The sequence below is a fragment of the Allomuricauda sp. NFXS6 genome (assembly GCF_040148835.1).
Taxonomy (GTDB): domain Bacteria; phylum Bacteroidota; class Bacteroidia; order Flavobacteriales; family Flavobacteriaceae; genus Flagellimonas.
In genome coordinates this window covers 19268-38071 of the sequence record NZ_JAGEMG010000001.1, presented here as the reverse complement: position 1 = coordinate 38071, position 18804 = coordinate 19268, and the positions used below count along the sequence as shown (strand labels likewise).

Annotated in this window: 17 protein-coding genes and 1 tRNA gene; 9 read left to right on the top strand and 9 right to left on the bottom strand. The window is 40.4% G+C overall.

Going from position 1 to position 18804, the window contains the following annotated elements; all coding sequences use genetic code 11:
* The first annotated feature begins 80 nt into the window (after nucleotides 1-80).
* The 4 genes from J4E06_RS00165 (at nucleotide 81) to mobB (ending at nucleotide 3491) form a co-directional block, all read left to right on the top strand.
* Nucleotides 81-154, top strand: a tRNA-Pro gene (locus J4E06_RS00165).
* Nucleotides 155-371: 217 nt separating this feature from the next.
* Complete coding sequence (locus tag J4E06_RS00160) at nucleotides 372-1616, top strand: site-specific integrase (protein ID WP_349522024.1); 1245 nt, start codon at nucleotides 372-374, stop codon at nucleotides 1614-1616.
* A 262-nt stretch (nucleotides 1617-1878) separates the two neighbouring features.
* Nucleotides 1879-2463 carry a BfmA/BtgA family mobilization protein gene (locus J4E06_RS00155; RefSeq protein ID WP_349522023.1) on the top strand — a complete coding sequence of 195 codons (585 nt, stop codon included), beginning with the start codon at nucleotides 1879-1881 and terminating at the stop codon, nucleotides 2461-2463.
* Nucleotides 2464-2468: 5 nt separating this feature from the next.
* Nucleotides 2469-3491: a MobB family relaxase gene (mobB, locus tag J4E06_RS00150; protein WP_349522022.1), complete on the top strand. Its 1023-nt coding sequence runs from the start codon at nucleotides 2469-2471 to the stop codon at nucleotides 3489-3491.
* A gap of 242 nt (nucleotides 3492-3733) precedes the next feature.
* On the opposite strand, the gene J4E06_RS00145 is transcribed toward mobB, so the two are convergent.
* Both J4E06_RS00145 and J4E06_RS00140 read right to left on the bottom strand, forming a co-directional pair.
* Nucleotides 3734-4225 (bottom strand): thiol-disulfide oxidoreductase DCC family protein, encoded by a 492-nt coding sequence (locus J4E06_RS00145; protein ID WP_349522021.1) that lies wholly within the window; start codon nucleotides 4223-4225, stop codon nucleotides 3734-3736.
* Between the two features lie 73 nt (nucleotides 4226-4298).
* Complete coding sequence (locus J4E06_RS00140; protein WP_349522020.1) at nucleotides 4299-4538, bottom strand: DUF7218 family protein; 240 nt, start codon at nucleotides 4536-4538, stop codon at nucleotides 4299-4301.
* Between the two features lie 246 nt (nucleotides 4539-4784).
* Here J4E06_RS00140 and J4E06_RS00135 point away from each other — a divergent pair, with 246 nt between their 5' ends.
* The gene (locus J4E06_RS00135; RefSeq protein ID WP_349522019.1) at nucleotides 4785-5252 is read left to right on the top strand and encodes an MgtC/SapB family protein; all 468 of its coding nucleotides are present in this window, start codon (nucleotides 4785-4787) and stop codon (nucleotides 5250-5252) included.
* Between the two features lie 20 nt (nucleotides 5253-5272).
* On the opposite strand, the gene J4E06_RS00130 is transcribed toward J4E06_RS00135, so the two are convergent.
* The gene (locus J4E06_RS00130; RefSeq protein ID WP_349522018.1) at nucleotides 5273-5464 is read right to left on the bottom strand and encodes a hypothetical protein; all 192 of its coding nucleotides are present in this window, start codon (nucleotides 5462-5464) and stop codon (nucleotides 5273-5275) included.
* Nucleotides 5465-5863: 399 nt separating this feature from the next.
* Between J4E06_RS00130 and J4E06_RS00125 the strand changes: the two genes are divergently transcribed.
* On the top strand, nucleotides 5864-6535 hold the full coding sequence (locus J4E06_RS00125; RefSeq protein WP_349522017.1) for a ferredoxin reductase domain-containing protein: 672 nt from the start codon (nucleotides 5864-5866) through the stop codon (nucleotides 6533-6535).
* A 129-nt stretch (nucleotides 6536-6664) separates the two neighbouring features.
* Here J4E06_RS00125 and J4E06_RS00120 read toward each other — a convergent pair whose 3' ends face one another.
* Entirely contained in the window at nucleotides 6665-7222 is a 558-nt protein-coding gene (locus J4E06_RS00120) for a type 1 glutamine amidotransferase domain-containing protein (protein ID WP_349522016.1), read from the bottom strand.
* Between the two features lie 135 nt (nucleotides 7223-7357).
* Entirely contained in the window at nucleotides 7358-7822 is a 465-nt protein-coding gene (locus J4E06_RS00115; protein WP_349522015.1) for a DUF4199 domain-containing protein, read from the bottom strand.
* Between the two features lie 267 nt (nucleotides 7823-8089).
* On the opposite strand from J4E06_RS00115, the gene tkt reads away from it, so the two are divergent.
* Nucleotides 8090-10096 carry a transketolase gene (tkt, locus tag J4E06_RS00110; RefSeq protein ID WP_349522014.1) on the top strand — a complete coding sequence of 669 codons (2007 nt, stop codon included), beginning with the start codon at nucleotides 8090-8092 and terminating at the stop codon, nucleotides 10094-10096.
* Nucleotides 10097-10129: 33 nt separating this feature from the next.
* Nucleotides 10130-11221 (top strand): transaldolase, encoded by a 1092-nt coding sequence (gene tal, locus J4E06_RS00105; protein ID WP_349522013.1) that lies wholly within the window; start codon nucleotides 10130-10132, stop codon nucleotides 11219-11221.
* A 38-nt stretch (nucleotides 11222-11259) separates the two neighbouring features.
* On the opposite strand, the gene nhaA is transcribed toward tal, so the two are convergent.
* The 4 genes from nhaA to J4E06_RS00085 form a co-directional block, all read right to left on the bottom strand.
* On the bottom strand, nucleotides 11260-12612 hold the full coding sequence (nhaA, locus tag J4E06_RS00100) for a Na+/H+ antiporter NhaA (protein WP_349522012.1): 1353 nt from the start codon (nucleotides 12610-12612) through the stop codon (nucleotides 11260-11262).
* Nucleotides 12613-12673: 61 nt separating this feature from the next.
* Nucleotides 12674-13582 (bottom strand): succinylglutamate desuccinylase/aspartoacylase domain-containing protein, encoded by a 909-nt coding sequence (locus J4E06_RS00095; RefSeq protein WP_349522011.1) that lies wholly within the window; start codon nucleotides 13580-13582, stop codon nucleotides 12674-12676.
* An 8-nt stretch (nucleotides 13583-13590) separates the two neighbouring features.
* Nucleotides 13591-14640, bottom strand: coding sequence for a glutathione synthetase (locus J4E06_RS00090; RefSeq protein ID WP_349522010.1), 1050 nt, complete (start codon nucleotides 14638-14640; stop codon nucleotides 13591-13593).
* Complete coding sequence (locus tag J4E06_RS00085; RefSeq protein ID WP_349522009.1) at nucleotides 14637-16523, bottom strand: peptidase MATCAP family protein; 1887 nt, start codon at nucleotides 16521-16523, stop codon at nucleotides 14637-14639. The genes J4E06_RS00090 and J4E06_RS00085 overlap by 4 nt, the downstream gene beginning before the upstream one ends.
* A gap of 307 nt (nucleotides 16524-16830) precedes the next feature.
* Here J4E06_RS00085 and J4E06_RS00080 point away from each other — a divergent pair, with 307 nt between their 5' ends.
* A complete protein-coding gene (locus J4E06_RS00080) occupies nucleotides 16831-18798 on the top strand; it encodes an aconitate hydratase (RefSeq protein WP_349522008.1) in 1968 nt (655 codons plus the stop codon).
* Nucleotides 18799-18804: the final 6 nt, after the last annotated feature.

The following is an 18804-nucleotide window of genomic DNA, read 5'->3' as shown; positions in this document are numbered from 1 at the left end:
GTACCCAGACTGCTTGGCAGTAAGGCGGAATTGAAATTTGGGTATTGTTTTTTTGGATTTTGTCAGCATTTTGCTGATTTCGGGATGTGGCGCAGTCTGGTAGCGTACGCGCATGGGGTGCGCGTGGTCGCTGGTTCGAATCCAGTCATCCCGACGAACCACTAAATAGGTGGTATCAAAGCACTGTCAACTGACTGATTGACAGTGCTTTTTGTTTTTTGTGCGTTCATTTGATATCATTTAAATACATATAAAAGGTGTAGAGTTCGGTGAATGGTTCGGTACGTTCCTTGTGCATAATTTAGCTACAGTTTGACGCTGTTTATGGGTGTTTTGCAAACCTGTTTTGTCAAACCCAAAAGTTATGTATTATGCGCAATTCCAACACTTTAAAAGTACTTCTCTTCACACGGGACATTTCAAATAATCCCCAAAAGCTGACCATTTATGCCCGAATCACCGTCAATGGAAAACGGGCTGAGATTAGTCTGAAACGATATGTTTCGGTGAATGAATGGGATGAAAACAAGGGAAGGCTCCATGGTCTGACCCACAAGGCCCGTTTATTGAACAGCTACCTTGATGAGGTATATGCCCAGATTATGGACACCCACAAGGTATTATTGCGGGAAGAAAAGGTGATCACGGCACAGGCCATTAAGGCCCGTTATCTAGGGCAGGACGAGCAACATAATACCCTGTTTGAACTTATCGAGTATCATAACAAAACACAAAAGAGTGTACTCCGCCCCGGAACGATGAAGAACTATTATGGGACCAAAAAGTATCTCCTTCGTTTTTTGGAATCCAAATACAAGCTACCCGACATCAGATTGAAACAATTGAACTATAAGTTCATTACCGATTTTGAACACTATCTATTGAACGGCCCACAACTCCAAAAGGGAAAAAAATGTACCAATAATGGAGCTATGAAACACTTGGAGCGTTTGATGAAAATGGTCAGGCTGGGCGTTAAGTTGGAATGGTTGGACAAAGACCCTTTCATTAACTATAGGCTCCGCTTTCATAAAACTGAACGCAGTTATCTAACGGAAAGGGAACTTAGGCTCATTGAAGAAACGGACTTCACTGGAGCAGGATATGAAAAGGTCAAGGATGCTTTCCTTTTTGCCTGTTATACAGGCCTATCCTATATCGATGTCCGGGAACTTGAAAAGAATCAACTGGTATTGGGCATAGATGGAAACCAATGGATCTATACCAAAAGGGAAAAGACATCGGAAAGTGTAAAACTGCCCCTATTGCCCAAAGCAAAAGAAATCATTGAAAAGTATTGGGACAGTCCAGAGACCGATACTAAAATACTACCTGTACTCTCGAATCAAAAGACAAACAAATATCTAAAGGAAATTGCTAAGGCTTGTGGTATTTATAAAACCATATCCTTTCATTCGGCCAGGCACACTTTTGCAACAACGGTAACCCTTTCCAATGGAGTCCCGATAGAAACCGTTTCCAAAATGCTCGGCCATACCAAACTGTCCACTACCCAGATCTATGCAAGGGTACTGGAACACAAGATAGGGGAGGACATGCAGAACCTGATTGACCATATGAACCAAAAGGAACATAAAAAGGCAATCGGGGATTGAAAAGGGTATTCAGAACTACGACTGAATGGGAGTTGTTCGGAATAGCAAGAGGGTGATGCGCAGATTGCGCCATCACGGTTATTTTCGGGTCTTCAAAACGTTGAAAACCAGTTGATTGAATCGATTTTGGAATACTGTGGAAAATATGGACCTACAGTAGACTTTTTTGAAATCTACAGTAAACCCTATGGGAAGCCCTGTAAACACTGGAAATTTTTGACGCAAAAATTGACGCAATTTGACGAAAAAATGAAAAATACCTATGGAAAAGCAATCAACAAATGATAGAACAAAAAAAGGGAGCGGTGGTTATTCCAATATCACCGTAAAGAAGGAAACGGCCACACGCTTTCGCACTTATTCCAAAAAATTCAACAAATCCCATAGCGAAGTGTTGGACGGAATGATACAATACTTCAAGGAGAACAACCTCGACCCTTTTGGAGAGGGGACAAAGATCATCCTTGACAGTATCAAAAAGATGGAGCGTCAGATGATGAAAAAATTCGATAGGCTTATTGCCATTATCAAGAACATGGAAAAGACCAGTATCCGACCCACCTATGAAATGGTGTTGATACTTTATGAGGCCTATGTAAAGGATGGAAGGAAACCGAGACGGAAACCCGTCCAGATACAGGAAGAGCGAATGGATTTTTTGGAGCCTAGGAATACCGTTCCAAAAGTGGAGCATGATAGAATGCTGCAAGAATTCAAAGAATATAAAAAACGTTGCAATGAAATCCTTAACAACGTTGAAAAGGTAGAGCCGATGATGGGAAAACCCTATTTAAAAATAAATATGGGCATTGGGGATTTTGAGAGCCTCAAATACCAATTAAGATAACAGCCATGTACCTTACCGTCTCAGCACAGAAAATAGGCAGTACCTACAACTCCAGTGTGGGGAACTATGTGGACTATCTGGAAAAGGAAAACGAGGATAGATTACCCGAACACAGGGAGGAATTCTTTGACCAAGAAAACGACAGCGTAAGCCCTCAAACGGTCATCGATGAAATAGATGCCAATACGGCCAAATTGAGGCAGAAAGACCCGAAATTCTATTCCATAGTGGTCAGTCCCAACCAAAGGGAACTAAAGGCCATAGGCAATGACCCAAATATGCTAAGGGAATACACAAGGAAACTCATGGAGGACTATGCCAAGAATTTCCATAGGAACCAAGAGGTCAAGGCCGAGAACCTGAAATACTATGCCAAGATTGAGCATGAACGCACCTATCGGGGATTTGACAAACAGGTCCGGGAGAATGCACCCTACCGAGGGGAGATAGCAAGGCTCAGGAACGAGATACGAAAAGTTGAGCGTGGCGAATCCATAGGGAACGTCAAAGAGCTTGAAAAGAGTATTGCAGAGCAAACAAGATTGGCCCCACACAAACAGAATGGACAATTGGTGGCCGCAGGAATGCAAAAAGAGGGGCCACAGACCCATATCCATATCATAGTGAGCAGAAGGGACGTAACGAACACCTATACCCTTTCCCCCATGGCCAAGCACAAGGCATCCGAAGTGGAACTGAACGGAAAGATGGTCAAGAGAGGATTTGATAGGGACAATTTTTACCAAGCAGCGGAGAAGACTTTTGACAGGACAACGGGCTTCAAAAGGAACTATGTGGAATCCTATGTTGGGAGAAAGGCCCATGCCAAGGAACCGGGGAAGTTCTTTGCCAAGGTAATGGGACTGCCCACAAAGGAAAAGGACATGGCCTTTAAACTTTTAAAGACTATGGGTGTAAAAGCTCCCAGTATACCGACCAATAAAATGCAAATAGCGGCCAAGATCATCAAGGCTCTTGGGAGGGGAATCGATAAAGCTAGGGGCACAGGTGAGGACATGGGTTATTGAAATCCAAAAAGTAGGTTGCGCCCTTTCGGGTTTTTGTTTTACGCTTATCTACCGGAACACTACAAAAACCCGATAGGATCCATGCGCAAAAGTTTGTGGTAAGGATTTGGGGTTATTATTGTTTTGTAATAAACAGTTCAGTTTTGAGATTAGCTTAAACACCATATTATTTATTATAGGAATTATTCTATTGGTTTGGGCCTTTGCCCTCAAACATTTTTTTGGTATGGAAGAAAAAATTATTAATGCTGTGACAACGTATGTAAAGCAATGATTACTACAAAAACAAGGATAGCGAGATAAATAAGCCAATAATGCTTTAAATTGGTTGGGTTTTTTCCAAAACAGACTTTCGTTAACTTGAACAGCAACGCCCTGTTTTTAGCAATAAAGATATAGGTATGGTCGCTGGACTTGGAAAACCATTTGCTATTTTGGTACCAATTGTGCCAAGGGGATTTTATGCTAGTATATTTTAGACTTCGGTAAAAGGAATCGGGACCACTAAAAACCTTACCGTTCGGTTCAATCAAGCGAGAAGCTTTCTTAAATTCCTTTACAGGAATATCCTTATATCTATCAGCAGCATCTTGATAAGGCAGATAGGCTATATTATCTTTGGTGGTAATTTGCAAGCGGATAATCCAAAATTTACAAAACCCGCATGTACCGTCCCAAATCAGTACCGGTTTTTCCTTTGGCGAATATTCTGTTTTTTTTATTTTTAAAAACATTTGTTTTGGACTTACGGTATTCTTTTTTTATGTTCCGTTTTGCAAATAAGGAAAATGAACCGAATAGGTTCCTTCAATTGTTTCGTAAGGCTTGGATAAGTTCTTTTTTGTCCATTTTGGAGCGACCATCGATGCCCACATTTTGGGCTTGGTCATAGAGCTGTTCTTTCGTCCATTCCTCATATGGACTTGCTTTTCCACCTTTCTTTCCTGCATCTGGTGTATTGGCAATCCTGGCAGCTTTTTCTTTACTGTACCCTTTATCAAGTAGGGCTTCATATTGTTCCTCGTTTTTTATTCTGGTATTTGGCATAATCATCATATTGATTTACTGCAAAGACCTTCTTTCTTTGCTTTAGGTCAAAGGTTTTAAAATAACACGGGTTTGATTGCCCCATTTGATATTTTTATTGCTCTAGAACGGATATTCATTTTTTCTGGTCACCGAACTTAATAATGAATAGCGTTAAGATTAAGACTTTATGGGGTAATGGGTTAGAACAGAACAGTGTAGCTTTTAGCAACTCCTACTTAAAGGTGGTTCTTTAATTTGATATTTATGACAGAAGTATTCACAAATGATTCAGCTCAAATAATGGATTTTGCCCTAAAAGTGGGCTTAGCCACCATTTCCGGGCTTTTAATAGGATTGGAAAGAGAACTTAAAGGTAAAGAGGCGGGCTTGAAAACCAATACTTTAGTAGCGATAGGTTCTGCTGTTTTTGTATTAATATCCTTGAGGTTTTATGGCGAAGAGTATACCGATATTACCAGGGTTCTTAGTCAAATTGTTACGGGAATAGGATTTTTGGGCGCAGGTGTAATTCTTCAAAAAGAGAAAGAGGAGCGGGTAAAGGGTCTTACAACTGCGGCTACGTTATGGTGCAGTGCAGGAGCAGGTTGCTTGGCAGCTATGGTCATGTGGATAGAGTTGACTATTCTCACCGTTTTAGTGGTTGTTATAAATATTATTTTCGGCTATATAGATGATAAGTTGGGGGAAAGAAATAAGTCCAAAGGGGAGTAGCACTAACACATATAAAATTCCTAGGCTCCTGTAAGTATGGTAATGGCTACAATAGAAATCAATACTATCACTGCAATGATGGTGAGCCATGGAAACCTATTCTTTGTGGAGTGTGTTGTTCGATTTTCCACACCTATATCGTTTTCCTGTTTTGTTTCCATTGGAGCACTATCTTTGGCTTTCCAATGTTCTTTTTTTCCTTTCTTTTCCATTTTTCCTAGCGGTTTTTGAGTTTGTATTGAAGCTCGTTGAAGTTTGCCAACTTCACTGCTGTAATTCATAGACAACCATAATATAACAATGAAAAAGCTTTAGATTGTTGCAATAAAAATTAAGATTGACTGAAATGAGTTAATCGATGCCTCTTCACACTCATAATGTATTTTAAAGAGTGTTTCGTTTGCTTAATTTCTGCTCAATCGAGTCAACAATTGTATGTATCTGATTAACCTATCGATTTACCAATGCTTAATTTATTTAAAGTTGAAAGTTCCGAACTAGTTCTGTTTTTTTACGTGCGTCACACTTTGCCCCTCTAGAGATAGTAGATATCAAAACAAAGCAGCTTGTTCGGATACTTTTATCAGTTTTATGAATGTAAAAAAGAATAGATGAAATCGCATACCGTAAAAATCAAATCCATTGAATTGATCAATTACAATGTTTTGAGAATTGTTACCGAAAAACCAAATGATTACAACTTTGAGCCTGGTCAAGCTACCGAGATATCCATCAACCAAGAGAATTGGAAGGATGAAAAAAGACCGTTTACCTTTACAAACTTGCCAACAGAAGATGTGTTGGAATTTACGATTAAGGTATATCCGGAACATGATGGCGTAACAGCGAAGCTTACCGAACTAGATGTTGGTGATGAACTTGTTGTAGGAGATGTTTTTGGTGCAATCAAGTTCAAGGGCAACGGGATATTTTTGGCAGGAGGTGCAGGAGTGACTCCTTTTATTGCCATTTTCAAGTCGTTAGAGGAGCAAAGTAAAATGAGCAATAACACCCTGATATTTGCCAACAAGACGGTAAAGGATATTTTTCTTGAGGATTGGTTTAGTAGTCTGCTCGGAAGTAATTTCCTAAACATCTTATCCAAGGAGGATGCGGAGAAGTACGCCCATGGTCATATTGATGAGAAGTACTTAAAGGATACCGTATCGGACTTCTTACAATATTTTTATGTTTGCGGCCCACCAAAAATGATTGAAAGCGTGGTTGAAGATTTGAAAAAACTTGGTGCAAAGGATGATAAGATAGTAACTGAAGAATCTTAGTATGGACGGAACCAAGTTAAGCCCTATGCATTAAATTGTACTTGAAATATGTTGTAATGCAATAACTCAAAGAGGGGCGACCATTGAATTGGCCGCCCCTCTTTGAGTTTATATAATCAGGTGAAGATGTTACGCGTGTTGTCCCTCGTGTTTTCCCTCTAAAACTTCTTCTATAATTTTACTGCAAAATGCAGGTAAATCATCAGGGTTTCGACTTGTTACCAAGCCGTTGTCCACAACCACTTCTTTATCTTCCCATAGCCCGCCTGCATTAATAACATCTTTTTTTATGCTTTTGTAGGAAGTAACTTTTCGTCCATCAATAACATCAGCATTTATTAGAAGCCATGGAGCATGGCAAATTGCAGCGACGGGTTTATGTCTTTCAAAAAATGCTTTTACAAAATTAACGGCAATTGTATGAATTCGTAAAATATCAGGGTTTATTAATCCACCAGGCAATACCAAGGCATCATAATGCAATACATGGGCAGAATCGACAGTTGTATCCACTTCAATGCTCTTGCCCCAATCCATTTTGTTCCAAGCTGTAATCTCTCTTTCTTTATTGGAAACAATATCAACTGTTGCCCCCTCATTCTTGAGTGCTTCCAAAGGTTCAAAAAGTTCAGATTGTTCAAATCCATCCGTGGCCAATATGGCTATTTTCTTATCTTTCAATTTCATAGTATAAAAGTTTTAATGTTAATATCCATTGAATCAATAATCTAAAATATGGATGGAACAAAGGTTGACTTAAATGAAGTTTAAATTGATGGTATCGAAAAAAACAATCGAACATGGCTCCGGTGCCAGGTGGTTTTATAACGTATGTTTTTTACCTTTTTCGGTATTCTGAGATTTTTTAAATAGTTGCATATGGATTAAAGAGAACACCAAACTGGTAGAAAGCCCCATCAGTACCAATCCAAAGACTACGATATTGGGCGTAATATTGTAATCTTTCTTCCAAACGGTAAGCATCTCTGCTAAAAAACTTGTATTAAGTTCTGTTATGTACAAGAGAAAAACAGATGAAATGATGAGAGTTGCAAAAACTCCGGCCTTGAACATGGCCAAGAATCCATATTGATATTTAAAATCACCATTGGCAGTATTCTTGCATTTTAATCCTAACAAAAACAATCCAGCTCCAAAGAATATAATGTTTGCTGCGCTGTAAAAAGGATTCGTGTGCAAATCAAAAAGTGATAACAATATAAAAAATGCGATGGCGGCAGCAGCTATACCAATGCCATACCAATAGGGAAGATAAGATTGTTTCATAGTTCTGTGTTTTTTAAGAGAATTAGTATTGAATCTTGAAAGATTGCTTCACTCATTAATCTCTTTAAACGTATACATCAACATGGGGATTCTTTGCCCTTTTCGATTTAATTTTTGGTTCTAAAACTATAAGGATGCCCTTTTCATTGCATGCATTCTTAACTATTTGAACCAATTTTTGTATCGATACCATCAATCCAATTTTTGAACAATCCGTATTTTCTAAGGTATAAAGCTATAATGCAAACAAACCTAAAACCCTTGAGTATGAACGAAACCTTGGAAAGCATAGAGCAAAAAGCAATAGATACTGTAAGAATATTAGCAATAGATGCCGTACAGAAAGCCGAATCGGGGCACCCGGGAACAGCCATGGCGCTTGCGCCCATGGGGCATGTGCTTTGGATGGAAGCCATGAACTACAATCCTGAAAACCCAGATTGGGCCAATAGGGATAGATTTATTTTATCTGCAGGGCATGCATGTATCCTGCAATACAATTTTCTGTATTTGACCGGATATGATATTAGCATGGATGATATTAAAGACTTTAGGCAGCTTCACAGCAAAACCGCAGGGCATCCGGAAAAACATTTATTAAAGGGAGTGGAAGTCACCACAGGGCCATTGGGTCAAGGTTTTGCCAATGGTGTCGGTTTTGCCATAGCACAGAAATACATGGCTGCACGCTTCAACAAACCTCAATTTAATTTATTTGATTATAAGATATACGCCATTTGCAGTGATGGTGATCTTATGGAGGGAATCAGTGCCGAGGCTGCTTCCTTAGCCGGGCATTTAAAGTTAGGCAACATTATCTATTTATACGATGACAACCATATCTCCATAGAAGGAGATACCGACATCACCTTTACGGATGATACGGCCAAACGCTTTGATTCCTATGGTTGGCATGTGCAAGAACTGGATGATGGCAACGATGTAAAAGCCCTTTCCAAAGCTATAAATCAGGCTAAAGAAGAAACCGATCGCCCTTCTCTTATCAAGGTGAGAACGCATATTGCCTATGGTAGTCCCAACAAACAGGATACCGGAGAAGCTCATGGTTCTCCTTTGGGTGAAGATGAAGTAAAGCTTGTTAAACAAAACTTTGGTTTTGATTCGGATTCAAAATTTGACGTAGATGAAGAGGTATTGAACCTGTATCGTGATGCAGGTAAAAAAGGCGTTAAAAAAGAAGAGGAGTGGAACCAACTATTTGAAAATTATAAAGAGCAATATCCCGAACTCGCTAAGGAATATGAACAATTGACCAACGGAAACCTACCCGACGGCTGGGAGGAAGAACTACCGGTGTTTACCCCAGGGGAGAAAATGGCGACGCGTAAAGCCTCTGGAAAAACTTTGAACGCTATCGCAGCGTATCTACCCAATTTAATAGGAGGCTCAGCCGACTTGGCACCTTCCAACGCTACGGAGTTGGAAGATTATGAATCATTTTCAGCAAACACTAGAGAGGGCCGTAATTTTCACTTTGGGGTTAGGGAGCATGCCATGGGAGCTATTTTAAACGGAATGGCATTGAACAATTATTTAATTCCATACGGTGCTACTTTCTTTATATTCTCAGATTATATGAGACCTCCGATACGTCTGGCAGCCATCATGAAAACTCGCCCAATTTTAGTTTACACGCACGATAGTATTGGCCTGGGCGAAGATGGTACAACACATCAGCCCGTGGAGCAATTGATAGGCCTCAGGTCTGTGCCCAATTTAATGGTTATTCGTCCAGCAGATGCCAATGAAACCGCACATGCATGGCGTGTGGCCATCCAACATTCCGAAGGGCCAGTTGCAATTGTTTTAACACGACAGGGACTTCCCATAATTGATCAGGAAAAATATGTGAAAGCCGATGCCCTGGAAAAAGGAGCTTATATACTTTCCGAAGCTGATGACGAACCTGAAATTATTCTCATTGGTACGGGTTCAGAAGTACAATTGGTGATTGCCACCCAAGAAAAACTAAAAGAACAGAACATTGCCGCACAGGTCGTGAGCATGCCCTCTTGGGAACTTTTCGAAAAACAGGAGGATGATTATAAAGAAAAAGTATTGCCCAAGACCATAAGAAAACGATTGGCCGTTGAAGCGGGCTCACCAATGGGGTGGTGCAAGTATGTAACAGATGAAGGCACTGTAATCGGTGTTGACAGATTTGGAGAATCGGCTCCTGGTGCAGAGCTTATGGAAGAATATGGTTTCACTGTAGAGCATATAGTTGAAAAAGCAAAGGCGCTGCTTTCTTAAAAAGAATGTAGAACAAACAAAGAATAAAATGATATGAACAACTTAAGAGAAATACGCAGACACGGCCAAAGTATTTGGCTGGATTTACTGGACCGCAACCTAATGGATTCCGGTACATTGAAAAAGCTTATAGAGGAGGATGGCTTACGCGGCCTTACCTCAAACCCTGCCATTTTTGAAAAGGCAATCAGCAACAGTTCTGATTATGATGGGGACATCGCAAAATTTTCAAAAAAGGGAATGGACAATGAAGATATATTTTTTGAGATTGCAATTGCGGATATACAGCAAGCAGCGGATATCTTCAGGCCGGTCTATGATGAGTCCAAAGGAGATGACGGCTTTGTTAGTCTAGAAGTCTCCCCGCACCTGGCCCGTGATACAGGCGGCACTATTGAACAAGCCAGGGAACTTTGGAAAAAAGTGGACCGCAAGAACGTGATGATCAAAATTCCGGGGACGTTGGAGGGGCTTCCAGCAATACATCAATGTATCTCCGAAGGAATAAACGTAAATGTTACATTGCTTTTTGGCTTGGATAGATACAGAAAAGTTGCAGAAGCTTATATCGATGGGCTGGAAGAAAGATTTAATGCCGGCCAACCCACTGATGAAGTGCGTTCCGTGGCAAGTTTTTTCCTTAGCCGTATCGATGTTATGGTAGACCCTCTGCTGGAAGAGAAAGGATTGCATGATATCAAAGGCGAAGCGGCCATAGCATCTGCGAAGAAAGCCTACACGATCTATGAAGAAGTATTTTCTAGCGAAAGATTCAAAAAATTAGAAGCTAAAGGCGCCAAACCGCAACGAGTACTGTGGGCCAGTACCAGTACAAAAGACCCATCCTATAGCGATGTGAAATATGTGGAGGCTTTGATAGGAGAGGACACCGTTAACACCCTTCCCATGGAAACGCTCAATGCATTTCGGGACCATGGAAAGGCTACGGATAGTTTGAAGAATGATATGGATAAGGCCTCAAAGAGATTGGAAAAAATAGAAGAATCAGGTATTCAAATGAAGCAAATTGCGCATAATCTTGTGGAAGAGGGCATCGACAAATTCAATACTCCATTTAAAAAGCTTCTAAACGGTATAGAAGAGCAAAAAAATGCAACAGTCTGATAAATTTGAATAATTGTTCAAAACCAGTGCAACTATTTTCATGCTGTTGATACATTTTGTCCATTTTCTGATTTCACAAAAAAGCGAAAAATCACGCTACCTAATAGAACAGCCAAAACAAATGCCAATAAAATTGCCAACTTGGACTGATAAACATATGCTTCATTATCAAAGGCCAGCCCCCCAATAAATATGGACATGGTAAACCCTATACCGGCAAAGGCTGCTGCTCCATATAATTGTGGCCATTTCACTTTTTGTGGTAGTTTGGCGATTTTGGCGGCAACGGCTAATCGGGCAATTAAAGATATGCCCAAAAATTTCCCTACAACCAGACCTAAAATAATACCAAGAGATAGCGGTTGCCACAATTGGCCCATATTTTCAGCCTTAATAACCAGGCCTGTATTGGCAAAGGCAAATAAGGGGAGTACAACAAAATTCACGAAGGGCTGTAATACCTTTTCAATAGTCTGCAAAGGAGGAACTGTTTTACGTATGGCCTTTTGAATAATATGCACCAACTCAAGCTGCTCTTTTTGTATAAATACGGTATCCAATGATCGTGTGTTGTCAAAAGTGTCGATAAGGTTTCTGATATTGTTGGTGAACTGTTTTTCGTTCATTCCCACTTTTGCTGGAATGGCAGCGGCTGTAATTACCCCGGCAATGGTGGCGTGCACGCCTGAAAGGAAAAAACCTGTCCAAATGCCCAAAAGACCCACTACGCCATAAAATAAAGGATTTCGCAGACCGATTCTATTAGCTATCAGCAGCACAAAAAAAGATATGAAACCCCATAATAGACTGTCAAAAACAATTTGATCGGTATAGAAAAAAGCAATGATCAGCACAGCGCAGAGATCATCGATAACAGCAAGGGCTGTTATAAATATTTTTAAACTGGAAGGGACTTTTTTGTTTCCTACCAAGGTCAACAATACCAAAGCAAACACGATATCGGTTGCCATGGGAATTCCCCAGCCAGGCATAGTGTCTTTCCCAAAGTTGAGTGAGAAATAAATCAACGCTGGGAAAATGAGTCCTCCAATTGCACATAAAATGGGCAACAATGCCTTTCTGGGTTTAGAAAGTTCACCTGCGATAAGTTCCCGTTTTATTTCCAGTCCAATCATAAAAAAGAAAATGGCCATAAGACCATCATTTACTATTTCATGAAAAGTAATTTCCAAGTTGGTGTTGTTTAGTTGGATGTTCAATTGTTGTTCCCAAAATTCATGATATTCTGAAGCCCAACCTGCGTTAGCAATTACCAAGGCTGCTATTACAGCAAGTACCATAAGCACACCCGAAGATAAATCACCCGAAAAGAGCGACCTGATTTTATCTTTAAATTTTCCCCAGTATGTTCTTGGCTGTAGTCTAGTCATTTAACGTGTTTTCAACATTTTTGGGTTTAACCATTAAATATTGCTTACTGTCTATAGTTGCTCAATGCGCTTTTGCTTCTTCTATAATAAAAAAACCGTCATTTCCCTTGGATTGATAGAGAGGCAGAAAAATATAACCATCCCGGTCACTTCGAATTTCTTTTCCATTGTGCAGGGCCAGCAATTGTTTTTCTTCAATTTTGCTGAAGTTTTTGAATCCAGGTTCCATTTTAAAATCATCCTCATCTTGAAGACTGTGGCGATACACGATTTCGAAGGTTTTTGGTTGGGGAGCGTTTTTTTTCGTAAAGTTTTTAACGCATTCGGGATAACACGAAATGGAATGTAAGTCAAGGTCCAAAGCTTTCTTGAGGGCCAACCATATTATGCCTTCGTGATTTTCAACAGCGGTTTCGCTTTCGTGTTGTCCGCCCTCAAAAACAAAACCGGTAAGGCCGTGGCGACTTAAATAATGATCAATATCGCCAGTGATCAAATCACTGAAACCTCTTACGATGTAGGTTGGAAAACGACTTGCCCATTGGTCATTGTCATTTACTTCTTGTACCGATATATAGGGCAGACTCTCTGAGGACGTGGTGTGGCAATCCAAAAAGTATTGCTTATAATAATGCCTTTTGGGGTACCGGTTCAATGCACCGATAATACGCCCCATTTCTATCTGTTCGGACGATTCAGGGATTTCTTTGTCCAATTTCTCTTGGGTCCAAATACGATTCAGGTCCTCGTCGATAAATCGGACATTTTTCTTAAGTGCTTCGCGGTTTCCCGAGACACCCACCACGGTACCCTTGATTTTTGGTTTATTCTGTTGTAATTCACGAAATACTTTCTGCAAGGCAATTACCCCACTGGGTTCATTGCCGTGAACACCTGCTGTTACAAATAATAGGGGGCCAGGTGTTCCAGAATTATATTCACCGATTATCCTGGATACTTCCTTTTCCATAGTTTATATTATTGCATAGTTGCTAAAGTCTTGTTTGAAATATGGTTGCCATGCATTTTTTTAAACTCCAATTTTCGTTCTATTGCCCGGATTACGGTTTGCGTAAAATCCGGTAGACCTATTTTGTTGAACTTGGCTAAACCACCAGGACTCAGTACGTTGATCTCTATCAGTTTGTCCTTTACAATATCCAGACCCACAAAAAAGAGTCCATCATTGATCAATTTTGGAGCTGTTATGTCCACAATGTGCTGCATGGCACCGGTTAGTTTACTGTTGTCCGCAGTGGCTCCAAGGGAAAAATTGCTTCTAAACTCTCCTTTGCCACTTACACGTCGAATAATGGCCTGCTTACCATCTTGCTCTAATATTTTACCGTTCATGAGTAGCACGCGAACATCGCCGTGCTTTACTTCGGGAAGATATTCTTGTGCTATGATATATCCTTCCGCGGTTAAGGTGGATATAATCTGGTTGAGATTTTTCTGGTTTTCATCAATCAAGTATACGTTTTGCCCTCCCGAACCTTCTAAGGGTTTCAACACCATTTTCTTATTGTTTTCTTTCCAAAAGGCTAATATATCCTCTTTGTTCCGGGTAATAATGGAGGCGGGTTTGATGCTCTTGGGCAACTCCTCAAAATAAAGTTTATCAATGAATGCGTTTGAAAGGGCATATGCATCATTGAGTACGAGCACTCCGAGTTGCTGTACCATTCGACCAAATGCAATTCCGGAGTGTTCGGCCCATTCTCTTCCAGCGCGTTCTTCCGTCGGGTTATTCCTTATAAACAGGACGTCCAAAGAACTGGCCTCTATTCTTTTTTGTAGGGCCTGTTTACTTTTTAAGGCTTCGAGGTATTGCTCCGGCTTCTTGATTTCCTTTCCTTTTTTTACTGCTGTGACATCAATGGTTATGGTGCCCGCATAGTCAAGGTTAAAGCCACCGACCCCTGTAGCACTGACATTATGACCCATTTCATGGGCTTTGGTCATCAATGCTATGGACGTACCATTGGCCTCTGTGGCCACTTTATTTAAGACAAAACATATTCTCATTTGTTTGCAATTTGAGTTTCTTTAGGAATACTGTCGCATACCATATTGTAAACAGGTAAACCCTGTCTTATTGTTTCTACTTTGGCCTCAAAATTCAAGTCAAGAAGATATCTAGGTTTCAACACTGGCGGTTTCAGTATGTTTCGTTCGGTCAATTGTTGTATGGTTTCGATATGATGGAAACCGAATTTTCCAGAGAGCAAGGGCTCTATTTTACCACCATTTTTTAGGTAATGCATCAATTTCAAAAGTCCTTTTAAATAGATGATGTCCTTGAGAAGACCGCCGCCCTGCATAATTCTTGAGGTGATATTGAAGCCCCGTGTTTTGCTGAAGCCATATTCTTTAACTAGCAGTTCAAAAATCTTTTTGAAATCTTTACCATTCAACCTGGCCCAGCCAGCTATAACCCTCCCGGCCAATGTTCGCAAGCGGTTTGTGCTTAGACCATCTGCCATATACTCAAAAAAAACCGCTAGGCCTTCTTGCATCGGGTCATAATCTGCCAATCCAACGCTCAATTGTTTAAAGGGTTGCTGGTTGCCATTGAAATAGGTCAGGGCATGGATTCCCACTTCATGTTGTATCAAAGCCTCAGCTTCATACCTTTTGACATTATAATCCGCTGGAATGTAGAGGTCGCCTTGAGAAACCATCATAATGTTTAAATCCTTGCGGATATGAATTTTACATGTAAAGCTATTATCCTGTTTCTTTAGAAAATCAATTTCTTTTTGTGCCAATGCAGCAAACTCCTGTGTGTCCATTCTGGAATCCTCATTGTCCTCTGAGTTGGTTTCCGGAAGATGTTTTAATAAATTCTCGGCTTCTTCTTTTAGTTCACGTTCAATACCATGATGCAGGCGAATGCTGTTGTAAAAGAAATTGGCAGTGCCCCGCTCGTTGAGCATAGAAATTTGATGATCGAGTTCTTCCCGTTTCTGACGAAAAATGTAGGATAGGGTAGGGTCTTCAATTTTTTCAATCCTAAGCTCATAAAGTTTTCTTTTCAATAAATCGGGGTCTATGGGCAACAAACGATAGTGATAATCAAGTATGGTCTCAAAACCGCTGTCAAAAAATGTATTTTTAATATTATGTATGTTCGAAGGGGATACCAACCACAAAAACTGATAGGAGTTTTCAATGTCCGATAGTTTTCTGTCAATTTCAAAAACTTTTTCTTTGGGATATCGCTGGCCAAGAGCATTGTAACTCGTAACGCCACAAACGGTCTGTATCCGTATAAAGTCATAAATGGCTTGCTGCATTGCCTTGGTTAAAAAATTATGGAATTCCCTAAAGAAAACTGGATATAACCGATTTTTGACATCACGGTATATAGGTGGTACTTCAAGCCCTAAAAGCAGGGCACCACATTGTTTGGTTTTTTCAATGCTTAATAGCGGTCTCCGTCCATCAGGATGTCTTGAGTTGGTATTTTCCATTCTTGTTCCTATCTGAATATTAGGAACTATCAGGTTGATTTGTTGCAGGCCATTTTCCAAAACTTTAAGTGTTTTTGGTAGTAGTTCAGCCGGGCCTTTCATAGAAAAATTTGTACTGTTTTCTGGGCCCGAAAAGAGCTCAAACAGCAAATAAGATTCGTATTTTGTGGAAAAATGGTCGGCCAATGCAAATATTAGGTTTTGATATCCTTTAAAGTCTTTCCGACCTATGACCAGATAGCACGCCTCGCTGAGCACGATTTCTTTTGTTCCTACATCTTTGGTTTTCTTACGGTAAACAATCAAATACGGTAGGCCACTTTCAATATGCAATAACCCACCTCCAGGTAAACGGCAATTGTATTCATCGTGTTTCCCCAAATTCTTTAGAATCTGTTCGATGGATTTTTTGAAAAGAAACTTTATTTTATCCATTGTTCACTTTGTTATTCACTATACTTAAGTGAAGTTTCTTTTGAACATAATGATTGTCAATAATGATCATTGACTTTAATGCTTCAAGTTTTTGCTTAAAACATAAAAAAATCTGTAGAAGTGTTGCTTACAGGAATTCTTTGATGAAAACTCACCTTGTATTTATAGGTTAGGTTTTGAAACCTATAAATTGTTTGCTCCAAAAGCATGGCTTTTCCATCATATTATTTGTATTTTAAAGGGAAGCCCACGAAAACTTTTATAATTCAATGGGTTGAAACTGTTTTTTATAAAACCTATTAGCATCATGAAACCATTGAACGTCACCCAAAAATTGATACAATCCCATTTGGTGAAGGGAGAAATGAAACATGGAACTGAAATTGGCATTACCATAGATCAGGCCCTGCTTCAAGATGCTACAGGGACCTTGGTTCAATTGGAGCTGGAAGCGATGGGACTCGATAGGGCAAAGACTGAAGTGGCGGTGCAATATGTGGATCACAATTTGTTGCAAACCGATTATAAAAATGCAGATGACCATCTTTTTTTGCATTCTGCCGCCCAAAAATTCGGACTATGGTACAGCAGGCCCGGTAATGGCGTAAGCCATCCTGTACACATGGAACGCTTTGGCATTCCGGGAAAGACCCTAGTGGGCTCGGACAGCCATAGTTGTGCCGCGGGATCATTGGGAATGTTGGCCATAGGAACCGGCGGGCTCGATGTGGCCACTGCTATTGCCGGACAGCCTTATTATGTGAAAATGCCCAAGATAATGGGGGTTAAGTTAACAGGAAAACTGCCAGATTGGGTCAGTGCCAAAGACATTGTGCTCGAAATGCTCCGTAGATACGATGTAAAGGGTGGAGTGGGTAAAATAATTGAATACCACGGCGAAGGATTAAAATATTTAAGTGCCATGGATCGCCATGTCATAGCTAATATGGGTGCTGAACTGGGAGCGACCACCACGGTTTTTCCCAGTGATGAAAAAACAAAACGTTTTTTGAAATCTCAAGGTCGTGAACAGGATTGGATGGAAATCCTTCCAGACAATGATTGTGCCTACGATTTAGAAGATGAAATTGTTTTGGATACCCTTGTCCCTTTGATCGCTTTGCCCACAAGTCCAGGAAATGTGGTACCCGTTACAGAAGTCGAGGGAAAAAAGATAGGTCAGGTAGTGATTGGTTCTTCGGCCAACCCGGGATTGCGTGATTTTTGGATGGCAGGAGCCATTGTCAAGGATAAGGCAATACACCCAGAAGTGTCGTTTGATATAAACCCGACCTCCCGACAGATTATTCAGAATATGATTGAAAACAGAGCCTTTGCAAACTTGATAAAGGCAGGGGCACGCTTTCATCAATCTGGATGCATGGGTTGTATAGGAATGGGGCAAGCTCCAGCGAGCAACTCCATAAGTTTACGCACCATGCCCCGTAATTTTCCGGACCGATCTGGCACTAAGGACGATCAAGTATATCTGTGCAGCCCTGAAACTGCTGCGGCTTCTGCCTTAACAGGTGAAATTACAGATCCAAGAAAAATTGTGAATATTTACGGTATGGGATACCCAACATTTAAAGCTCCTGAATTAGAAATAATCAATAAAGATATGTTGGTGCCGCCCCCTAAGCATAAAACAGAGATAAAGCTGAAAAAAGGCCCTAATATTAAATCCCTTCCCAATATGGAGGGATTAAAATCGGAATATGAAGTGCCCATACTCTTAAAAATGGGAGATAATATTTCCACGGATGAGATTATGAAGGCAGGTGCAGAGGTACTTCCCTTTCGTAGCAATATTCCCGAAATCAGTAAATTTTCATACTCGGTCATTGATGAAACATTTTATAAAAGCGCGCTGAACGCTAAGGAAAAATACGGAGGGCACATTGTAGTGGCCGGTGAGAATTATGCACAGGGAAGCAGTAGGGAGCATGCAGCAATCGCACCTAAATACTTGGGTCAAGTCGCGGTCATTGCAAAGGATTATGCCCGGATTGCGTGGCAGAACCTGGTGAATTTTGGCATTCTACCCTTGGAGTTTAATAACCCAGATGATTATGATGTGCTGGAACAAGGCGCAATAATTAGCTTTAAAAATTTAAAAAGGGATATAGCGGAGGGCAACTCTATACGGGCATTGGTGAAAAACAAGAATGACCATAGAGAAGTTGCACTCAGTCATAAACTGAGCAAGCGGCAGATAGATTTATTGATGAAAGGTGGCACCATCAATAATTTTAAAGAAAAACTAGCTTCGTAAAGCAGA